The following is an 18,022-nucleotide window of genomic DNA, read 5'->3' as shown; positions in this document are numbered from 1 at the left end:
TTCTAGTCGCGCATTTTAGGATCAAATGCATCACGTAATCCGTCTGCTAATAAGTTGAATGCGATCATGATTATAGAGATTATAATCGCAGGATATAGAAGCATATATGGATATATACGGATGGTCTCAAAACCACTTTCAATTAAGGATCCCAATGATGCTTCTGGAGGAGTAATTCCCAAACCAATAAAGCTTAAAAATGCTTCAAAGAAAATAGCACTTGGGATTGTGAACATAGTATTAATAATAATCAGTCCAACTACGTTCGGTACTAAGTGTCTGATAATAATCTTTCGATCAGGAGCACCTAATGTCCTAGATGCTAAAACAAACTCTTGATTCTTTAATTTTAGTATTTCCCCTCGGACGATCCTGGCCATTCCAGTCCAGCCGGTTATCGTCAAAGCAATGGTTATCGATAAAATACCCGGTTCTAAGACAATTATCATCAGTAACACAACAACCAAGTTTGGAATACCAACAAGAACTTCAATAATACGCTGCATGACGTTATCAACTCGTCCACCATAATAAGCTGAAATACCACCGTAAGCAACTCCAATAACTAGGTCAATTATCGCAGCTAGGAAGGCGATATAAAGTGAGATTCTTGTTCCTTCCCAAACACGTGTCCATTGGTCACGACCAAGACCATCCGTTCCAAACCAGAAATAGGTATCTGTCAATCCTTTGGCTTCATATACAGCATAAGAAGCTTTAACCTGTGCGGAATCATTTGTTCCATCACCTTCATCTAAAACTTCAATTTCAATAAACTCTTCCTTATTACTATAACGTGCGTAGGCATTTTTTGTTGCATCTTCTACATCATCGCCATCATAGGTTCCCTCTAATTTTCCATCAAAACCTAACCAGCTAATGTTTTCGAGTGCTGCTACTCGAGGTGGCAACTTTGCTCTTGATAAATCTTGATCGTCAAAGCCATAATCATTCATGCTTGGTCCAGCAAAACTCATAATAATAATAATAAGTAGAATGATTATAGATGAAATGGCAGGAATATTTCTTACAATACTTCTTGTCACGTCCTGCAAAAATGTACGACTTGGGCGAGAGATTTTATCACTCTCATCATCTCTTTTCTTTGCGGGAACGAATAAATTTTTATCTATATTTTTATTTTCCATAATTATTTTTCTCCTCCCGCAAGTCGAATTCTTGGGTCAATGAGGCCATACAGGAGGTCAATAACCAAAATAATACCAACAAACAAGACAGCAAATAGTAAAGTTGTTCCCATTATTGTTGGGTAATCAAGCACCATTACAGAATTCACAAACTGCTCACCAAGACCAGGAATAGCAAAGATTTTTTCAATAACAAGAGTTCCTGTCATTAAACTAACTGCCATTGGTCCTAAAATAGTAACAAGCGGAATTAAAGCATTTCTTAAACCATGCTTAAAGACAACTCCGTACTCATTTACTCCTTTTGCTCTTGCTGTCGTAATATAATCCGATCCTAAAACCTCGAGCATTTCAGTTCTTGTAAAACGAGCTGCAGTTGCTAGTGGAAAGATCATCAGAGCAATTGTCGGTAATATAGAATATTCAAAGCCCTTCCACAATCCAACAGGTAATAACTCAAATCTAACAGCTAAGACCCATTGTAGTAGACCAGCAAACACGAAAGACGGTATGGATTTACCTAGAACGGCTGTAATGGTTGAGGTATAATCCCAAAAACCTCCGTGCCTTATTGCTGCCAGTAATCCCAGCAGGATCCCAAGTATAGTACCAACTAACATGGCTTGCCCACCTAACTGTGCGGATGGTCCAATTCGTCCAGCTAGAATATGGGTTACAGGGGTACTATCAAACTGAAAGGAAATACCAAGATCACCTTGAACTAATCCACCTAGATAATTTATATATTGGACAGGGATCGGATCATTTAATCCGTACTTTTCCAATACAATCTCTTTTTGTTCTTCTGATAATTTGTTTTCAGCGCTCAGAGGGGTTCCAGGTAGGAATTTCATTAAAAAGAACGAAAGGGATGCGATCAAAAATAGTGTGATCAGCATATAGACGATTCTTTGAAGGATATAACGTGCCATCTCAACACCTCCTGATTATTGTCGAAATCTTGTAGTAATTGACAGAATATTGTCTTTTGTAAGTTTTTTTTTAGAATAACAGGCAAAAGAGAGCATACTCCAATACGGACATATACTCTCCTACCCTATGTTATCTATCCTAATTCAATTCGGAATAGAAAGTTTTATCTTTTATTACTCTGCGCCTTTGTAAGCCCACTTATACTCATAATCAGGTCCGAATGGGTTAACTTGAATATCTTTTACATATGGCTTCCAAAGTTGAGCAACCGCTCTTTGGTATACAGGAGCGATAGCTGCATCTTCGAATAAGATCTTTTCAGCTTCTAAGAATGCTTCGAAACGTTCAACTGGCTTAAGTGCAAGCTCAGTTGCAGCAGCATCGATAAGAGCATCATAATCTGGGTTAGAATAGCTCATCATATTGTTTCCACCATCAGTTACCCATAGATTTAACCAAGTGTTAGGATCAAGATAGTCAGGACCCCATCCAGCGAATTGAATATCGTAATCTTGGTTTGTATCAGCATCTAAACGTTGCTCAAAAGGAACGTTCTTAAGATTAATTGTTAAACCAGGAAGATTTGTTTCAAGCTGGTTCTTAATGTATTCATGCATGTTCTTAGCAGTTTCACTATCATCACCAAGTAATTCAAGTTCTACTGTGTCAGTTCCTAGCTCTTCAAGAGCTGTTGCCCAATATTCTTGAGCTGCTTCCACATCGTATGCAGAAAGGTCTCCATTGATGTCACGGAAGTCTTCCTTAGTTTCAGGATGTGTTACAAAGTTCTTAGGAACGAGTCCGTTAGCTGGAATAGAACCATTGTTAAGGATTTCATCAGTTAATGCTTCTTTATCAAACGCTCTTGAAATTGCCTGACGCACATTAACATTAGCTAATGGAGTCTTTTCACCAAGACGCTCTTGGTTAAACTTAAAGTAGAATACGACCGTTTGCTCGATTGTTCTGAAGTCTTCATGTGTAGAATATACATCTACATGGTCAGAAGAAAGACCCGCACGATCTACTACACCTTGCTCATAAAGGTCGATTCCAGTTTGAACATCTTTCACTACTTGGAAAGTAACCTTATCAAGTTTTACATTTTCAGCATCCCAATAATCAGTGCGTTTATGAAGCTCCCAACTATCTGCAATGTTTTCCCATGCTTCAAGAGAGAATGGTCCATTGAATAGTAAAGTGTCAGTGCTTGTTGCAAACTGGTCACCTTGCTCTTCAACAAATGCTTCATTTAATGGTAGAAAAGTACCGAAAGTAGTTAAAGATTCAAAATAAGGTACTGGTTGCTCAAGTTCAACTACTAATGTGTAGTCACCTTCAGCTCTAACACCTAATTCATCAACAGGTACTTCACCTTTGTTTACTGCAATTGCATTTTTGATAACTCCACCCATCATATAAGGACCATATTCAGATCCAGTAGCTGGGTCTACCGCACGTCTCCATGCATATACAAAGTCGTGTGCTGTTACAGGGTCACCATTAGACCATGTAGCATCTTCACGCAAAGTGAAAGTCCAAGTTAACGCATCGTCACTTACTGTGTGGTCAGTTGCCATACCATCAACTGGTTGAGCATCTGGTCCAAGACGATAAAGTCCTTCCATTGAAGCACCAAGGAATTCAAATGCATAAGTATCTGTTGCAATTGAAGGGTCCATAGTTGGGATTGTATCCCCGTTCATGAAGTTAAGTACTTGCTCTTCTACTTGACCGTCAGAATCAGCAGTATTGTTCTCTCCATTATCAGCTGTGTTATTTGTGCTGTCGCCACCGTTGTTAGCAGTATTATTGCCTTCATCATCGCCTCCACATGCCGCTAAGAACATGCTAAGAACTAAAGCTAGTACTAACAATAGCCAATTTTTCTTTTTCATTTTTGAAAATGACCTCCCCTTTTTAATATAATTTTCTAAATATTGTGTAGATGATTTTACCTACAAAATGAATTATACAAGTTTTCTAACAATTTTGCATCATTTTTTTTTCGTTTTCTGTATAAAACCGCATAAACATTGCATTTAAGTTACATAAAATAGTACAAAAGACTCATTAATTTGTAAAAGTATAATAAACACCTTATGCTTTTTTAAACAAAAGTACAAAACATGTCTAGCTTCATCGAGTTCAAAGTTTTTGTCATCGTAGTAAGCAAAACTACTTATAGCTTTTTCGCAAACACAATTGATCTTCTTGTTTGAAGGAGGCTTGAGCTTTTCCTGCGTTTAAATTCTATCACCTTTTAATGCACTCCTAACTATACAAACTTGTGCTATAATTACAAAAAAAAAAAAACAAGGATGAGCAAAATGAAATTTCTTACTAATAAATGGTGGTTACTAATGTTAAATTTAGTAGTAGGTACATTATTTTTCCTTATCAGTTCCACTCCGAAGCAACTTTCCACTTTGATTAATATTTTATTTTACCTTAGTTCTGCCTATTTATTTATGGGAATTGCCCTGTTTGTAATAAAAGGTCAGTTTTTTGATGGAGTTATATTCGGATTCCGCCGATTTTTCTTTAGGATTAGCAAAAGTCGTGATTTACTTGATGAGTGGGAACCAAAGCCCCCCATTTCTGAAAAAGTAAACCAAACTTTTTTATATGTCGTTTTTTTTCAAGGTGTAATGCTTCTTCTAATCATGTTCGTGGCTCTTTTTGTTTTTTATCAATTTTAGATTTAAGGTCTTGCATATACCTTATTCAATCTATTATAATTTCAACCATAATAAAGCAATGATGAAGTGTAAGTACATACTTCCTCTGGATAACAAGAGAACCTGTGGTTGGTGTAAACAGGTACCATGAAGATATGGAAATGGAACTTTGGAGCTGTGCTCTTTCGCACCGTATTCAGGCGTTAACTGACCAAGTAAGAGACCTCTTTCAAGAGGTAATTAGGGTGGTACCGCGGTTCATTCGTCCCTTTGATAGGGATCGTATGAATTTTTTTTATGCACAAAATTAAACGAGGTGATTTTAATGACAAACATTTTTTCCGGAATTCAACCAAGTGGAACTTTGACCCTAGGAAATCACTTGGGGGCTATGAAACAATTTGTAGAGCTACAGGATGGGCATGATTGTTACTTTTGTATAGTAGATGAGCATGCAATCACAGTTCCACAAGATCGGTTAAAATTAAGAGGAAATATCCGTTCGCTGGCTGCCCTTTACCTGGCTTCTGGAATTGATCCAGAAAGATCAACTCTTTTTATTCAATCGGAAGTATCTGCACATACGCAACTAGGATGGATGCTCCAATCCATTTCGTATCTAGGTGAGCTAGAAAGAATGACACAATTCAAGGACAAATCCCTTTCCAAGGGAAAAGAAGGTGTTTCCTCTGCACTTCTTACTTATCCTCCTTTAATGGCTGCAGATATCTTATTATATGAAACCGACATCGTTCCAGTGGGAGAAGATCAAAAGCAACATTTAGAATTGACAAGAGATTTAGCCCAGCGTTTTAATAACCGATATCTTCCTGTTTTCACAATCCCTGAAATACGAATTCCAAAAGTTGGAGCTAGAATCATGTCTCTTCAAGTGCCCGAAAAGAAAATGAGTAAATCAGATGAAAATCAAAAGGCAACGATTTTTATGTTGGATGAACCAAAACAAATAGAAAAGAAAATTAAAAGTGCTGTTACAGACTCGGAAGGCATAGTTACTTTTGATCCTGAAAAAAAGCCGGGAGTTTCTAATTTACTAATGATTTACTCCAGTTGTTCTAATCGCTCTATAGAGGAATTAGTTAATGAATATAGAGGAAAAGGATATGGAGAATTTAAATTCGGTGTAGCGCAAGCTGTTATACAAACTCTCCAACCCATTCAAGAGAAGTATAACGAGTTAATAAACTCACAGGAATTAGACGAGATTCTAGATCTTGGAGCTGAAAAAGCAAGAAAGCAAGCTGATAAAATTCTCGCTAAAGCTAAAAAGGCTATGGGACTTGGAAGAGTGAAGAAGAACAAGTAAATTATATAAATGCCACTAGGAAAAATAGATCAAATTAAAAAAGATGGTTCCCCGAAATAAACGAGGAATCATCTTTTTGGTTGGTAAAATAAGCTTTGTCCCAATCCCTTTTAATAAGAAGTTCTTTTTGGCGAATCAAATCGATCCCCTTGCTCTAATTCCCACATCTTCTCAAAGAAAGGTTGTCCCTTCACCATTTTTTCACACAGATCTTCATGTGCCCGACTCCATCCTTCAATCACACCATAATATAGTAAGTTCCATGCTTCTTCTTGATCCATCTCCATAATTCTTGAGTACTGACTAGGATCCCATTCCGTTAGCCAATACCGAATTTCGGATATATTCCCTGACTGATGTAATTGATCTAATGTCATCATTAGTAATTGCTTTAGTTGTCTTTCCTTCCTTGTAAGGCCTACCATTGAACTTGGTTCTAAGGATAACAAATGATATTCTTTATTAAATTGATGCTGGTCGAAATCAAAGGATTCTGGATCCATGCCATCAATCATCTCATACACAAGTCTCTCCTGTCTTGGAATCAACCTGCTTTTTCTCACAGGAAGGTGATAGCCCATGGTATCCACTGCCATTACCTCTTTTCCATTGGTCATGACAAAGGCATAATCTAAAGGGATGCGTTCTTGGTTTTTTCTTAAATATCCTTTTTTATGTACATGCTTAAGAAGTGAATGTGGGAGATCCTGTAAATCATTTTCAATGTAAGAAAATAATTCAGGTTTAACATAAAGTAGCGGTACTTGATCTAACAGCTCAATTCCATCTTCTTTTCTCCATTCATGAAAATGACAAACATTGTACCCGTTTTCTTCTCCCTCAAACCAGTTCACCCATACATCGTGTAGATATAGCATGAAGAAATTACCTCCATTATCTTTCAAAATCGAATTGTTATTTTTCATTATGACCATGAGAGGGATATTTATTCTACTTGTTCCAATCTTTAACTATTTTTTGTTCAAGATCTTCTGCGAGAACGTCCATGAAACCAGACTGCGGCATACATCAAAACAAATCCAGCAATAAACAAGTAACATTCTACTTGTGTACTGATGAAGATTAAGTAATCTATAAAGGTTAATCCTGCTGGTAAAAAATTCAGGTAAGCAATAATACTTACTCCTCCAGTGACGGCAAATCCAAATCCAATTAAAAAAATAAAAAGTTCCAGCATATTTTTTCTCCCCTAAGCATGTCCATTTAATACAAACTATGCAGAGATTGTTTTAGATATGAGAATTTCTAGTAATCTATTTTTTCATAATCCAAGCCCTTTACTTCATTTAAAATAAAGAGTAAATTAGTTAAGAATGGTCTTGATTGGAAAGGATGATGAGCTTTGGCAACAAGTCGCTCACTTAAGAACAAGAGAAAGAAAAAAAGAACAAGAAGAATTTGGCTTCTTTCTATATTAATCTTTCTTTTATTAGGAGTGGGATATATAATTTTTGAGTATCAGGCCGGGAAAAAAGCTGCTATGGGGCAAATCGGCAATAAAACTTCAGAAAACGAGCAAGAATTTGACGAAAACTTTCAAGGGGCAGACAATAAAGACAATAAGATTTATGTCCTTTTATTGGGGGTTGACTCTCGAGGAGAAGAAGTCTCCAGAACGGATACTATAATGATTGGCCAATATGACCCAGATAATCAAACAGCTAAACTAGTTTCGATCATGCGTGATACGTATGTAGAAATTCCAGGATACCAACCAAATAAAATTAATGCTTCTTTTGCTTTCGGAGGTCCTGAGCTACTTCGAAAGACAATAGCTAAAAATTTTGGAATTGAAACTGAGTATTATGCTATTGTGGATTTTAAAGGGTTCACACAAATAGTGGATACCATAGCTCCTGATGGCGTAGAAGTGAACGTTGAAAAAAGGATGTTTTATAGTGATAGAAATGCAACAACTTATATTGACCTTTATCCAGGAGTACAAAAGTTAGACGGGGAACAGCTTTTGGATTATGCAAGATTTCGTAATGATAGTGAAAGTGATTTTGGACGTGTTAGAAGACAACAGGAAGTAATCTCGCTTTTGAAAGATGAACTTATTTCGCTTAACGGAGTTGTTAAAGCTCCAAGATTAATAGGAACAATACAGCCTTTCATTAAAACAAATATGGGTAGTACTAAAATGTTCTCATTGGGTACTGATTTCTTACTTAATCCACCGGATGACATTGAATCTTTCCGTATACCTGTGGAGGGAAGCTATTGGGATAAAACTCATTCCCATGCTGGAGCAGTTCTTGAAATAGATAAACAAATGAATATAGATGCACTAAATGAATTCTTTAATGAAAAGGATGCAACAGAAGAAGCTCCCACATCATCGACGGAATAAATACGAAAACCCGAGCTCAAAGGAGCTCGGGTTTTTTCTCACAAGATAAGAAAGTATAAAATTTGTCTAGCTCCAGCGAAAAAGCTTCAGCGAGTAATCGCACGAAGGAAAGCTACTTAGAGTTACTTCGCACGAAGAAAAAGCTTGCTTTTTCGATGATATAGGTCACGTCGGCGTTGTCACACGATGTGACGGTTTTAGCCGATGATCCTTAATCTAAGGTGAGGCCCACCGCCTTATGTCGATGGCCACAAGAAATGCTTCTCGAGAATTTACTTCGCAGAAACAAGTGCTTTTCTTGTGTCGAAGGGCGCTTGCGCTTTTCTTATTCATATTTTTTGAAGATTAGTGAGGCATTATGACCACCAAAACCTAGAGAGTTGCTCATTACTGCAAATACTTCCTTTTCTCTCATAACATTTGGTATATAATCCAAATCACATTCAGGATCTGGGTTTTCATAATGAATGGTTGGAGGCAACTTACCTTCAACTAAGGCCTTCACTGATATAATGGCTTCAATGGCTCCTGCAGCGCCTAATAAATGCCCTGTCATGGATTTTGTAGAGCTAATGGACAAATCTTTGGTATATTCCTCAAATACTCGCTTTAAGGCTATAGTTTCAAATTTATCATTTAATTCCGTGCTAGTTCCATGTGCGTTTACATAGCCAATTTGACTTTTCTCCAATCCAGAATCTTTAATTGCTTCGAGCATTGCCCTAACAGCCCCTTCTCCCTCTGGAGCAGGGGCAGTAATATGATGGGCGTCTCCAGTGGCTCCGTAACCAACTATTTCCGCATAAATTTTTGCCCCTCTTTTTTCGGCTGATTCTAACGATTCGATTACTAGAATTCCAGAACCTTCCCCCATAACAAAGCCATTACGCTCCGCATCAAATGGACGGCTAGCCGTTTCTGGGTCGGGATTTGTAGATAAAGCACGTGCGCTAGAGAATCCAGCAAAAGACATTTTCGTAAGAGGGGCCTCTGCTCCTCCTGTTATCATAATATCTGCGTCTCCTCGCTGGATGACTTTAAAGGCATCTCCGATCGAGTTTGTTCCTGATGCACAAGCTGTAACTGTACAAGAATTTATTCCTTTTGCACCTAACATGATAGAGACCTGACCTGCAGCCATATCCGGAATTAGCATGGGTACGAAAAATGGACTCACACGACGATAGCCCTTTTCTTTGAAATTATCGTACTGTTCTTCAAATGTTGACATCCCTCCAATACCGGAGCCAATCCAAACTCCCGTACGAAATGCATTTTCATCTGTGATCTCAAGCTTTGCATCTTCTACCGCCATTTTTGCAGCAGCAACTGCATATTGTGTAAATAAATCCATTCTTTTGGCTTCTTTTTTTTCGATATAAAGCGATGCGTCAAAATCCTTAACTTCAGCAGCAACTTTTGCTGGATAATCATCAGGGTTTACTCTAGTAAGAACACCAACTCCATTATAGCCATTTAAAATGTTACTCCACATCGTTTTCACGTCGCTACCAACAGGGCTTATTGCACCCATTCCAGTAATAACAACCCGTTTTTTCTCCATAATCAATCCTCCTCGCTTCTATATAATAGAAGATTTATTATTTTCCCCATCGTAAAGCTACAGCACCCCATGTCAAACCTCCACCAAAACCAACGAGAACTACAAGGTCTCCATCCTTAATTTTCCCTCTTTCAATTTCTTCCGAGAGCGCAATAGGAATGGAAGCTGCAGACGTATTTCCATACTTATGAATAAAAGTGGCCATCCTTTCTTTATCTATTCCTAATCTCTCTCTAGCTGCCTCCATAATCCGAATGTTAGCTTGGTGTGGGATTAAGAAGTCTACATCCTCTTTTTTTAAACCTATTTTTTCTACAACATTAACCGCTGATTCTCCCATTTGTCGAACGGCAAATTTAAACACTTCACGACCATTCATATAAATGTGGTCATTTTCATTTTGGTATAGGTGCGGTCCACCGCTTCCGTCAGCACCTAACTCGAACGAAAGGATACCCTTATCTTCAGAAACAGGACCAACAACGGCAGCTCCTGCTCCATCTCCAAATAACACACAGGTGTTTCGATCCGTCCAGTCTGTGATTTTAGACAGTTTTTCAACCCCTACAACTAAAACATACTTATAAGCACCTGCTTCTATAAATTGTTTTGCAGTAACAATCCCATACATGAACCCAGAGCAGGCTGCACTGATATCCATCGCAGCTGCCTTTTTAGCCCCTAACTTTTCTTGAATCATACATGAAACAGAAGGAAATGGAGTATCTGGTGTCACAGTTGCTACAAGAATAAGATCCAAATCCTTAGCTGAAACACCACTTTGTTTAATGGCATTCCTGGCTGCGAAAAGGGCCATATCAGAAGTATCCATGGAGTCCTCAGCAATTCTTCTTTCTTCAATTCCCGTCCGTGTTCGAATCCATTCATCATTTGTGTCTACAAGCTTTTCTAAATCCTTATTGGTAACTACTTTTTCAGGAACATAGTGCCCTACACCAATTAAACCAGCATTCATTTATCCCATCCCCTTAAGGTTTTATATTCTTATATTATGACCTGGTATTAATTTTAATTGATAATAATTCATTTTGCAACTCTACTTCCTCCTAAACGCGGATAAGAGCCCGCTCTATCTTCCTACATTTTCATATGCTAATAAAGGAGGTGTTCAGATGGCAGACTCAAAAAAAGAAAAACAAGTTCATCCCTTTGATGAAATGATGTTTGGAAACCGAAGAAGCTATTCAAAAAAAGAGGAAGAACATGAAGCATCCGAATCAGAATCAGTTGATCTATTTGATAGTGTAGGAATAGTTCGAGAAATTTATCAACAGCTTTCTCCAGTTGTCAAAGATTTAAATAAGGCAAGGAAAAACTTTTCACTAAAAAAATAAGAGCGCTCATCTTAGACGCTCTTATTTTTCATAAGGAAGTAATCCTGTTTCTTTATAATCTTCAACTGCCTGCAGGACCTGTTCTTTTACACTTTCAGGAACAATTGGACTAAACTCTCCCAAGGAGACCGCATCATCTTGAAAATCGAAACTAAGCCTTGTCCCATTGTGAAGCTCATTGTTCACATAAAGGTCTGTAGCTACTAAATATAGCTGTTCAACATGTTGGACCGTACTAGTTAAGACAGTGTTTACTCCAAGATGGATTTGATCACTTACATATCCTATTGCATAGTCCCCGGTCTCTTTTACCTTCTCAATAATAGGAATATTAAATCCGTCTCCCGCTGGATAATAGACATCCACATCTTTCTTCTCAAGTGTCTCAAAAAGGGCTAAGGCAGTATTCACATCGTTCCAATCGTGAACAAACGTAATTTCAACGTTTGCTTCCGGATTTTGGTATAGCACTCCTTGATAGAATCCTTCTACCTCTGGTTGCCATTCATATGCCGCAATAACTGCGACATCGTTTGTTTTAGTCATTGACCCTGCAACCATACCGCCAAAAAATCCCATGGCGTGGGATTGAAAACTAAGACTACTCAAGTTATCACCCGTTCGGCTCCCATTAAAATAAACAAATTCAATATCAGGATATTGTTCATTAAGCCAAGGGAAATAGGAACCATAAATACTGCCATGTCCAAAAATCAATTGGACCCCTTTTCTAGAAAATTCCTTGACTGCTTCATCCACGTCACGTTGAGTAGACACGTTTTCTTTACTATAGACTTTTGCATCATACTTTTTTTGTATTTTTACTATCCCCTGATAACCCTTTTGCCCCCAAACTTGATCATCGATTGTATCCTCTAGTAGAACTCCAACAGCTTTAATCTTATGTGAGCTTTCATTTTGACCACAGGCTGTTAACAAAAGTAGTATAAATAAAGGTGCAATTAATTTTCGAGTCAAAAGCGAGCACTCCTATTCTGCTTTCCTTTCTATTAGTACTATTGTAACTTGTGATCTATTTTTCGTAAATCATTTATCCTATTATCATATTTAATACTTTTTAAACATTTTCCATTTTTGAATGGCATTATCAAAAGAAGTTTGTCGGACTAAGAATTGGCTATTATTAGGATGACATTCCCTTTTTGAATAGGACCTTGGAAGCAATACGAGCTCTTTTTGTTTTACCTTTTGAGAAAGTGAGGAAATAACCCAATCACAGGCATCCTCCACCCATATTCCGTTTTCTCTGACCCAACTTTCTCCTCTTTGCGGAAAAAGAATTTGGTATTGATCATTCCAGGTCCAATCCTCCGATTCGAGCCATGGTCCATATAAAAATGGTAGATAAAAAGTCTTCTGCGGGGAAGAAGAATGAAGGAGCTCCATGCGATAATAACTATGGCCCCTATCTGTTTCATCCACTTCTTCAATTAAAAAGGTCTGATCTACCGAAAAATCAGATGAAACTGTAATCCAATCAAAATTAGCATTTCTACCTATCCACATATACATGTCTTCTTGGTCTTTAGACTTTACTTCGCCTCTACCTTGAACCTCATAACCATGATCTAGTAATCGATTAACCATATGAAAAGAAACCCTTGAAAAACAATGATCAACACCAATTCTCATTTAGGTTCACCTCTGAAAATTAATCTTTTTCCCACTCTCGGAGAAATTCTTTCATTTTTTGGGGAAGAGTGTGATAATCTTCCTTAAAAATAAATTTTATTATCACAGCAGTATCCTCTTCTTGAAGTTTACTTTCCCACTTCCGACCATGAGATTCTACTGGATAAGATCCATCTTTAGGATCTTGAAAAAGAATACTCGGAATAGTAGAGATCCATTCGTTGTAATCTTCAAAAATTGTCTCCTCTTGTTTTTCAATTTCATCCAAATCTTCCTTCTCCATATTATAGGCTTTTGCAATTTGTTTTCGAATTCGTTGCTTTCCCACTCTATTTTCGGATTCTTTCTTATAATATTCATTTAGGTCAATACATGGAGAAAGAAAAACAAAGGATCGGATATATTGGTTACTTTTCGACCCCCATTTTAAGGCGGCTAACGCACCCATTCCTTCGGCTAAAACATGAATTCGTGAATTAATGATTTCTGTTCTTACTACCTTATGATAAAGATGATCTAATAATTCAATGGAACGGTCATTTCCCCAATGGTCCATAAAAAGTCTAGACGTGAAAAGTACATACCCTTGATCAAGAAGTCCTCTTAAAATTTCCTTTCTATTGGGGTTTTCCCACCAAAAAGTATGATCTTCATCTACCCTTTGTCCTTGATCTCCTAGATATAGGATAGCAAATCCATTTGGTTTATTCGGCACATGCACAAAGCATGGCTCTTGTTTTAAATGAAACATTCTTGTAATTGTTCCTTCTCGCAACTGTTCCATTTTTTTTCACCCTTACCTTTTCAACCCTTTCATTTCAATGGATAATAAATGTCCATTTTCCGTTTATCAATTATCAGTCTATGAATGTATGGTACAAAACGTATCACATTAATGAAAATTAGGCGAATAGAACCCCATATAGTAAGATCTTTATTTATTTTTTACCATCCTTTTGATAAACTAATACAAGGACAAGAAAAAAATATATAATGCTATAGATTCAGAGGTGATATTAATGAAAATATTTTGGGCAACCTTTTGGTCTTTTCTATTAAGCGTCATGTTGATTTATGTAACCTCCAGTATGACTGGCGACCATTTTAATTTTACCAAGGTGCTCTTATTAACAGCTGCTATGGCAATCATTGCTACTGTTATAAGCGAAGGAATATTAACAAACGAAGAAGAATAAAATTAAGAAAAACACAAGCTCCCTTCGAAACAAGAAAAGCACTTGTTTCTGCGATGAAGCTTTCCTTACTGCGTTAACTCGTAAAACTTCAAGGAATAATCAAGTGGATTTTTTCGCTGGTGCTAGACACAAAAAGGCTTGCCCTTCCAATGTGGCAAGCCTTTTTCATTCCGTTATATTTTGGGTAGATAAGTCCAAACTCGGTCGTCGTTCGTATTTTCAGGAAAACGGTCTCCCGCAGTCAGTTTTACTTTATTAGGGTGAAGCACCTGTGAACCAGTTTCTCCGATTTCTATATAAATCCCATTGTTTGGAGCACGTTGTCCACCTTTAAATTGATGTTGTTGTCCCATTCAATCTAACCCCCTTCTTTTCTTTATTTTATAGATTGTGTAGGGATGGAATAGACTATACATGAGTTCTCGAGGAGGATTTCTTATGGAAAGTTTATGGTTATTAATTAAATACACCTTTCTTGGCCTTTTTCAAGGATTAACAGAGCCAATTCCTATTTCATCTAGTGGCCATTTGGTCTTGCTAAGGAATATTTTCAATTTAAATATAGAAGGACTTTCCTTTGAGGTTTTAGTGAATTTTGGATCTCTACTTGCAGTTTTATTTATTTATCGAAAAGACATACTCGAGCTAGCATACCAATCCTTCCATTTTTTATTTAAAGGTAAAAAAGAAGGGAAACCCGAATTTCAATTTGTCTGGTATCTTATCATAGGAACCATTCCTGCTGGTGTTATTGGAATCCTATTTGAAGATGCAATTTCTGAAACCTTCAGCAACCCCAAAATGGTAGGTATAACATTATTAATTACTGGTTTAGCATTGTATGCCATAAGGAATTTGCGAGGAAAAAAGGGAGACAAGCAGCTTACAATGAAAGATGCGTTAATCGTTGGTCTAGCTCAAGCCGTTGCTCTCATTCCTGGAATTAGCCGCTCAGGTGCCACGATTGTTGCCGCCATGGGACTCGGTATGAAGCAAGAAACTGCGTTAAAGTTTTCCTTTCTTCTCTACATACCTGTTAGCTTAGGAACAGCCATCTTGTCTGCTGAAGAAATTGTTCAGGACCCTGACATTGCCTTCCTATGGATGCCCTACATTTTGGCTTTTGCTGGATCCATCATTGCTTCCTACTACTCCTTACGATGGTTTATGAATATAATGGCTAAAGGTAATCTAAAGTATTTCGCTTATTATTGCTTTATAGTCGGAATACTTGCGATTCTAATTCTATAGAAAAAACCAATAGAAAGGCGTAGGGAGACTTACGCCTTTCTATTGGTACGTTTCATTAAATTGTTCCCAATCATGAATGACTATTCTTTTGTTTCTAAGACTTACCATTTTATCTTTTTTCAATTTAGAGAAAACACGACTAACACTTTCTCTTGTACACCCAATGATCGCCGAGAAATCTTGAACAGTTAATGGAAGTTCAATTTCCATAGTTTCGTAATGCCTTTCTCCAAAAGTATTCGCAAGTCTAATTAAGGTAGATGTTGTTTTCCCATGGACATCCAATAATGCAAAATCTCTTAGGGTAGAACTGAAAATTCTTAGTTGACGTCCCATAAACTGAATCATCTGAAAAGCAATTTCTGGATGAGCTTGAAATGCATTTTCCAAGTCGCCTGTTCTCAAATAGGATACAGTGCCTGCTTCTGCCATAACTGCCGTACCTGGATATGTTGAGCCTGAATCGCTAAATATGGATACTTCAGCGAAAATATCTCCTTTTTTCTTTATACAGATCACCATTTCACGTCCTAATTGATCAGCTTTCTTTATTTTCACAATCCCATCATTAACAAAATAAATGGCTTTTGCTTCATCCGTTTCATGAAAAATAAATTCACCTTTACGATAAGATTGTGTTTGTATTTGAGACTCTATAAATTCTAACGAGGACCCACTTAATCCACGAAATATCTCAACCCTGGATAAGAAGCTTTCATTGGTTCCGATCGCCATCCTGCATTCCCCCTTATACGCCTTAGTATAAGGAATCGACGAACAGTATGATGTGAGAAAAATCACAATAAAACCGAAAATATGATATAATTCACAGTATAAGTTTCACTTTATTTAGTTTCTTACAAAAAGAAATATAATCTTCACCCAAGTTTTAAAGTAAACTTTTTATAATTTACACTATTTAAATAGTGTAAACTACAATATTTCCTTGACGTCCGCAACAATTTGCTTTTAGAATAAGAGGTACAATATAAAAAAAGGTGGTCGTATTCCTATGAGTAACCCGACCTTAAGAAGTGATCTTTCACCAGATTTAAAAGAATTGCTGTCTGCAGTTGACTATACAATGAAAATAGAAAAAAACTCTTTCTTATTTCAAGAAGGAGAAGATGCAAACAAATTATATATTATCCAATCAGGAAGAATTCAAATTAGTAAAATATCTCCAGATGGAAGAGAGCTTTCTCTTCGGATTTGCAAGGCTGGAGACCTTGTTGGAGAACTAACTCTCTTCACAGAAGGTGCAAAATATTTATTAAATGCAAAAGTTCTTGAAGATGGTGAAGTTGCTGTGTTGAAAAAAGAGCAGCTTGAAAAAAACCTTCTGACAAACAATAATTTAGCATTTGAGTATATGCGCTGGATGAGTGAACATTTTAGAAAAACCCAGACAAAATTTAGAGATCTTGTCCTTCATGGAAAAAAAGGAGCTCTTTACTCCACTCTGATTCGTCTAACCAACAGTTATGGGGTCAAACGAGATGATGGCATTTTAATTGATATCCATTTAACGAATCAAGAATTAGCCAATTTCTGTGGTACATCGAGAGAGAGTGTCAATCGAATGCTGACAGACCTTAAGAAAAACGACGTCGTTTCCCAAGAAAAAGGACTTCTCTTCATTCATGATCTTCAGTATTTAAAGGATGAAATTAATTGTGAAGACTGTCCTATTGTGCTTTGCAGCATCGATTAGTGAAAGAAAAGAATAAAACAGAAAAACCATACACTATTTATAATTTCAAGTATCCCAATTTGTATAGGTTTTAATTTTCTTCCGTATAAAACAATAGCTCTAATCAAACTTGGTAAAAATGCCAAAGAAATCATACCTTGTAGAACTGCTACTAAAACGAAAGTTATAATATGATAAAACCATGACATCCAGCGAAATGCTGGATTTTTCTTTTCTCTAATCATTGTTTTCACAAAAAAGGTACTACCAGTAAAAAATAATACAGAATATGTCCAAAGCATGAATGCTTCATTATCCAATGTACCACCGCCTACTATTGCAACAGCAAACACGCTCATAGAAAAAGCCAAAATGGCACTCATATCATTTAAAAAGGCTCTATCTTTATTTACTTTTGAAAAATATATGTTTAATAGAAAGAAGGGTAACATTAAAAACCCGGCATATACGACCTTCCAATGGGTTACAAGGACTGGAAGGACAGCTATTGCCGCCACCCCTGCGTAACGATAAACCCACATCATATGCTCCTTGGCATCCTTTTTTTTCTTAAGGGCAAGCAAAAAAGGGTAGGTTGCCAGATATAAGGAAAGCCAAGCAATAGCAAGAGGAATATGCATCCAATCAAATCCACTGTGTGCTATTCCTAAACCAAACGGGACAATGAGCATCGCCCATGCGCCATGTTGTTTTGGCATAAACAGTTTCACGAGAATCACCTCTAATTATTTATTTATATTTTCTATTATAACTTTTACCTTATTTGTCAGAAGTGAAATGAATCACTGATATATAAGAAAAGCGCAAACGCCCTTTGAAACAACAA

At 37.0% G+C, this 18,022-nt stretch carries 20 protein-coding genes and 1 other annotated feature; of the genes, 7 read left to right on the top strand and 13 right to left on the bottom strand.

The window, feature by feature from the left end; genetic code table 11:
- Positions 1-2: 2 nt before the first annotated feature.
- The 3 genes from RZN25_01410 to RZN25_01400 all read right to left on the bottom strand — a co-directional run bounded on the left by RZN25_01410 (position 3) and on the right by RZN25_01400 (position 3,979).
- Positions 3-1,148, bottom strand: coding sequence for an ABC transporter permease (locus RZN25_01410; protein MEQ6375493.1), 1,146 nt, complete (start codon positions 1,146-1,148; stop codon positions 3-5).
- A 2-nt stretch (positions 1,149-1,150) separates the two neighbouring features.
- Positions 1,151-2,080: an ABC transporter permease gene (locus RZN25_01405; GenBank protein MEQ6375492.1), complete on the bottom strand. Its 930-nt coding sequence runs from the start codon at positions 2,078-2,080 to the stop codon at positions 1,151-1,153.
- Between the two features lie 174 nt (positions 2,081-2,254).
- Positions 2,255-3,979, bottom strand: coding sequence for a peptide ABC transporter substrate-binding protein (locus RZN25_01400; GenBank protein ID MEQ6375491.1), 1,725 nt, complete (start codon positions 3,977-3,979; stop codon positions 2,255-2,257).
- 432 nt (positions 3,980-4,411) lie between these two features.
- Between RZN25_01400 and RZN25_01395 the strand changes: the two genes are divergently transcribed.
- Both RZN25_01395 and trpS read left to right on the top strand, forming a co-directional pair.
- Complete coding sequence (locus RZN25_01395; protein MEQ6375490.1) at positions 4,412-4,783, top strand: DUF3899 domain-containing protein; 372 nt, start codon at positions 4,412-4,414, stop codon at positions 4,781-4,783.
- Between the two features lie 49 nt (positions 4,784-4,832).
- Positions 4,833-5,035 (top strand) — a binding site (T-box leader).
- 52 nt (positions 5,036-5,087) lie between these two features.
- A complete protein-coding gene (gene trpS, locus RZN25_01390; GenBank protein MEQ6375489.1) occupies positions 5,088-6,089 on the top strand; it encodes a tryptophan--tRNA ligase in 1,002 nt (333 codons plus the stop codon).
- A gap of 110 nt (positions 6,090-6,199) precedes the next feature.
- Here the strand turns inward: trpS and RZN25_01385 are convergent, their stop codons facing one another.
- Together RZN25_01385 and RZN25_01380 are read right to left on the bottom strand one after the other, a co-directional pair.
- The gene (locus RZN25_01385; protein MEQ6375488.1) at positions 6,200-6,967 is read right to left on the bottom strand and encodes a YjbA family protein; all 768 of its coding nucleotides are present in this window, start codon (positions 6,965-6,967) and stop codon (positions 6,200-6,202) included.
- Positions 6,968-7,071: 104 nt separating this feature from the next.
- Positions 7,072-7,287, bottom strand: coding sequence for a hypothetical protein (locus tag RZN25_01380; GenBank protein MEQ6375487.1), 216 nt, complete (start codon positions 7,285-7,287; stop codon positions 7,072-7,074).
- Positions 7,288-7,452: 165 nt separating this feature from the next.
- Between RZN25_01380 and RZN25_01375 the strand changes: the two genes are divergently transcribed.
- Positions 7,453-8,463, top strand: coding sequence for an LCP family protein (locus tag RZN25_01375; GenBank protein ID MEQ6375486.1), 1,011 nt, complete (start codon positions 7,453-7,455; stop codon positions 8,461-8,463).
- A gap of 325 nt (positions 8,464-8,788) precedes the next feature.
- Here RZN25_01375 and fabF read toward each other — a convergent pair whose 3' ends face one another.
- A complete protein-coding gene (fabF, locus tag RZN25_01370; protein ID MEQ6375485.1) occupies positions 8,789-10,027 on the bottom strand; it encodes a beta-ketoacyl-ACP synthase II in 1,239 nt (412 codons plus the stop codon).
- 37 nt (positions 10,028-10,064) lie between these two features.
- Positions 10,065-11,003, bottom strand: a complete 939-nt coding sequence (locus RZN25_01365; protein MEQ6375484.1) for a beta-ketoacyl-ACP synthase III — start codon at positions 11,001-11,003, stop codon at positions 10,065-10,067.
- A 157-nt stretch (positions 11,004-11,160) separates the two neighbouring features.
- Here RZN25_01365 and RZN25_01360 point away from each other — a divergent pair, with 157 nt between their 5' ends.
- Positions 11,161-11,382, top strand: a complete 222-nt coding sequence (locus RZN25_01360; GenBank protein MEQ6375483.1) for a hypothetical protein — start codon at positions 11,161-11,163, stop codon at positions 11,380-11,382.
- Between the two features lie 21 nt (positions 11,383-11,403).
- Here the strand turns inward: RZN25_01360 and RZN25_01355 are convergent, their stop codons facing one another.
- The 3 genes from RZN25_01355 to RZN25_01345 all read right to left on the bottom strand — a co-directional run bounded on the left by RZN25_01355 (position 11,404) and on the right by RZN25_01345 (position 13,819).
- Entirely contained in the window at positions 11,404-12,360 is a 957-nt protein-coding gene (locus tag RZN25_01355; GenBank protein MEQ6375482.1) for a BMP family ABC transporter substrate-binding protein, read from the bottom strand.
- Between the two features lie 90 nt (positions 12,361-12,450).
- A complete protein-coding gene (locus RZN25_01350) occupies positions 12,451-13,035 on the bottom strand; it encodes a hypothetical protein (protein MEQ6375481.1) in 585 nt (194 codons plus the stop codon).
- Between the two features lie 19 nt (positions 13,036-13,054).
- On the bottom strand, positions 13,055-13,819 hold the full coding sequence (locus RZN25_01345) for a hypothetical protein (protein MEQ6375480.1): 765 nt from the start codon (positions 13,817-13,819) through the stop codon (positions 13,055-13,057).
- 235 nt (positions 13,820-14,054) lie between these two features.
- Here RZN25_01345 and RZN25_01340 point away from each other — a divergent pair, with 235 nt between their 5' ends.
- Entirely contained in the window at positions 14,055-14,231 is a 177-nt protein-coding gene (locus tag RZN25_01340; protein ID MEQ6375479.1) for a DUF2929 family protein, read from the top strand.
- A 173-nt stretch (positions 14,232-14,404) separates the two neighbouring features.
- Here RZN25_01340 and RZN25_01335 read toward each other — a convergent pair whose 3' ends face one another.
- Positions 14,405-14,584 (bottom strand): YjzC family protein, encoded by a 180-nt coding sequence (locus RZN25_01335; GenBank protein MEQ6375478.1) that lies wholly within the window; start codon positions 14,582-14,584, stop codon positions 14,405-14,407.
- An 85-nt stretch (positions 14,585-14,669) separates the two neighbouring features.
- Here RZN25_01335 and RZN25_01330 point away from each other — a divergent pair, with 85 nt between their 5' ends.
- Positions 14,670-15,482: an undecaprenyl-diphosphate phosphatase gene (locus RZN25_01330; protein ID MEQ6375477.1), complete on the top strand. Its 813-nt coding sequence runs from the start codon at positions 14,670-14,672 to the stop codon at positions 15,480-15,482.
- Positions 15,483-15,521: 39 nt separating this feature from the next.
- On the opposite strand, the gene RZN25_01325 is transcribed toward RZN25_01330, so the two are convergent.
- Positions 15,522-16,217, bottom strand: a complete 696-nt coding sequence (locus RZN25_01325; protein ID MEQ6375476.1) for a Crp/Fnr family transcriptional regulator — start codon at positions 16,215-16,217, stop codon at positions 15,522-15,524.
- Positions 16,218-16,494: 277 nt separating this feature from the next.
- On the opposite strand from RZN25_01325, the gene RZN25_01320 reads away from it, so the two are divergent.
- Positions 16,495-17,196 carry a Crp/Fnr family transcriptional regulator gene (locus RZN25_01320; GenBank protein ID MEQ6375475.1) on the top strand — a complete coding sequence of 234 codons (702 nt, stop codon included), beginning with the start codon at positions 16,495-16,497 and terminating at the stop codon, positions 17,194-17,196.
- On the opposite strand, the gene RZN25_01315 is transcribed toward RZN25_01320, so the two are convergent.
- Positions 17,193-17,906 carry a YwiC-like family protein gene (locus tag RZN25_01315; GenBank protein ID MEQ6375474.1) on the bottom strand — a complete coding sequence of 238 codons (714 nt, stop codon included), beginning with the start codon at positions 17,904-17,906 and terminating at the stop codon, positions 17,193-17,195. The genes RZN25_01320 and RZN25_01315 overlap by 4 nt on opposite strands.
- Between the last annotated feature and the right edge of the window lie 116 nt (positions 17,907-18,022).

Source organism: Bacillaceae bacterium S4-13-56 (genome assembly GCA_040191315.1).
GTDB lineage: Bacteria > Bacillota > Bacilli > Bacillales > JAWJLM01 > JAWJLM01.
The sequence above is the reverse complement of the archived record's forward strand: the minus strand, read 5'-3'. Positions and strand labels throughout refer to the sequence as shown.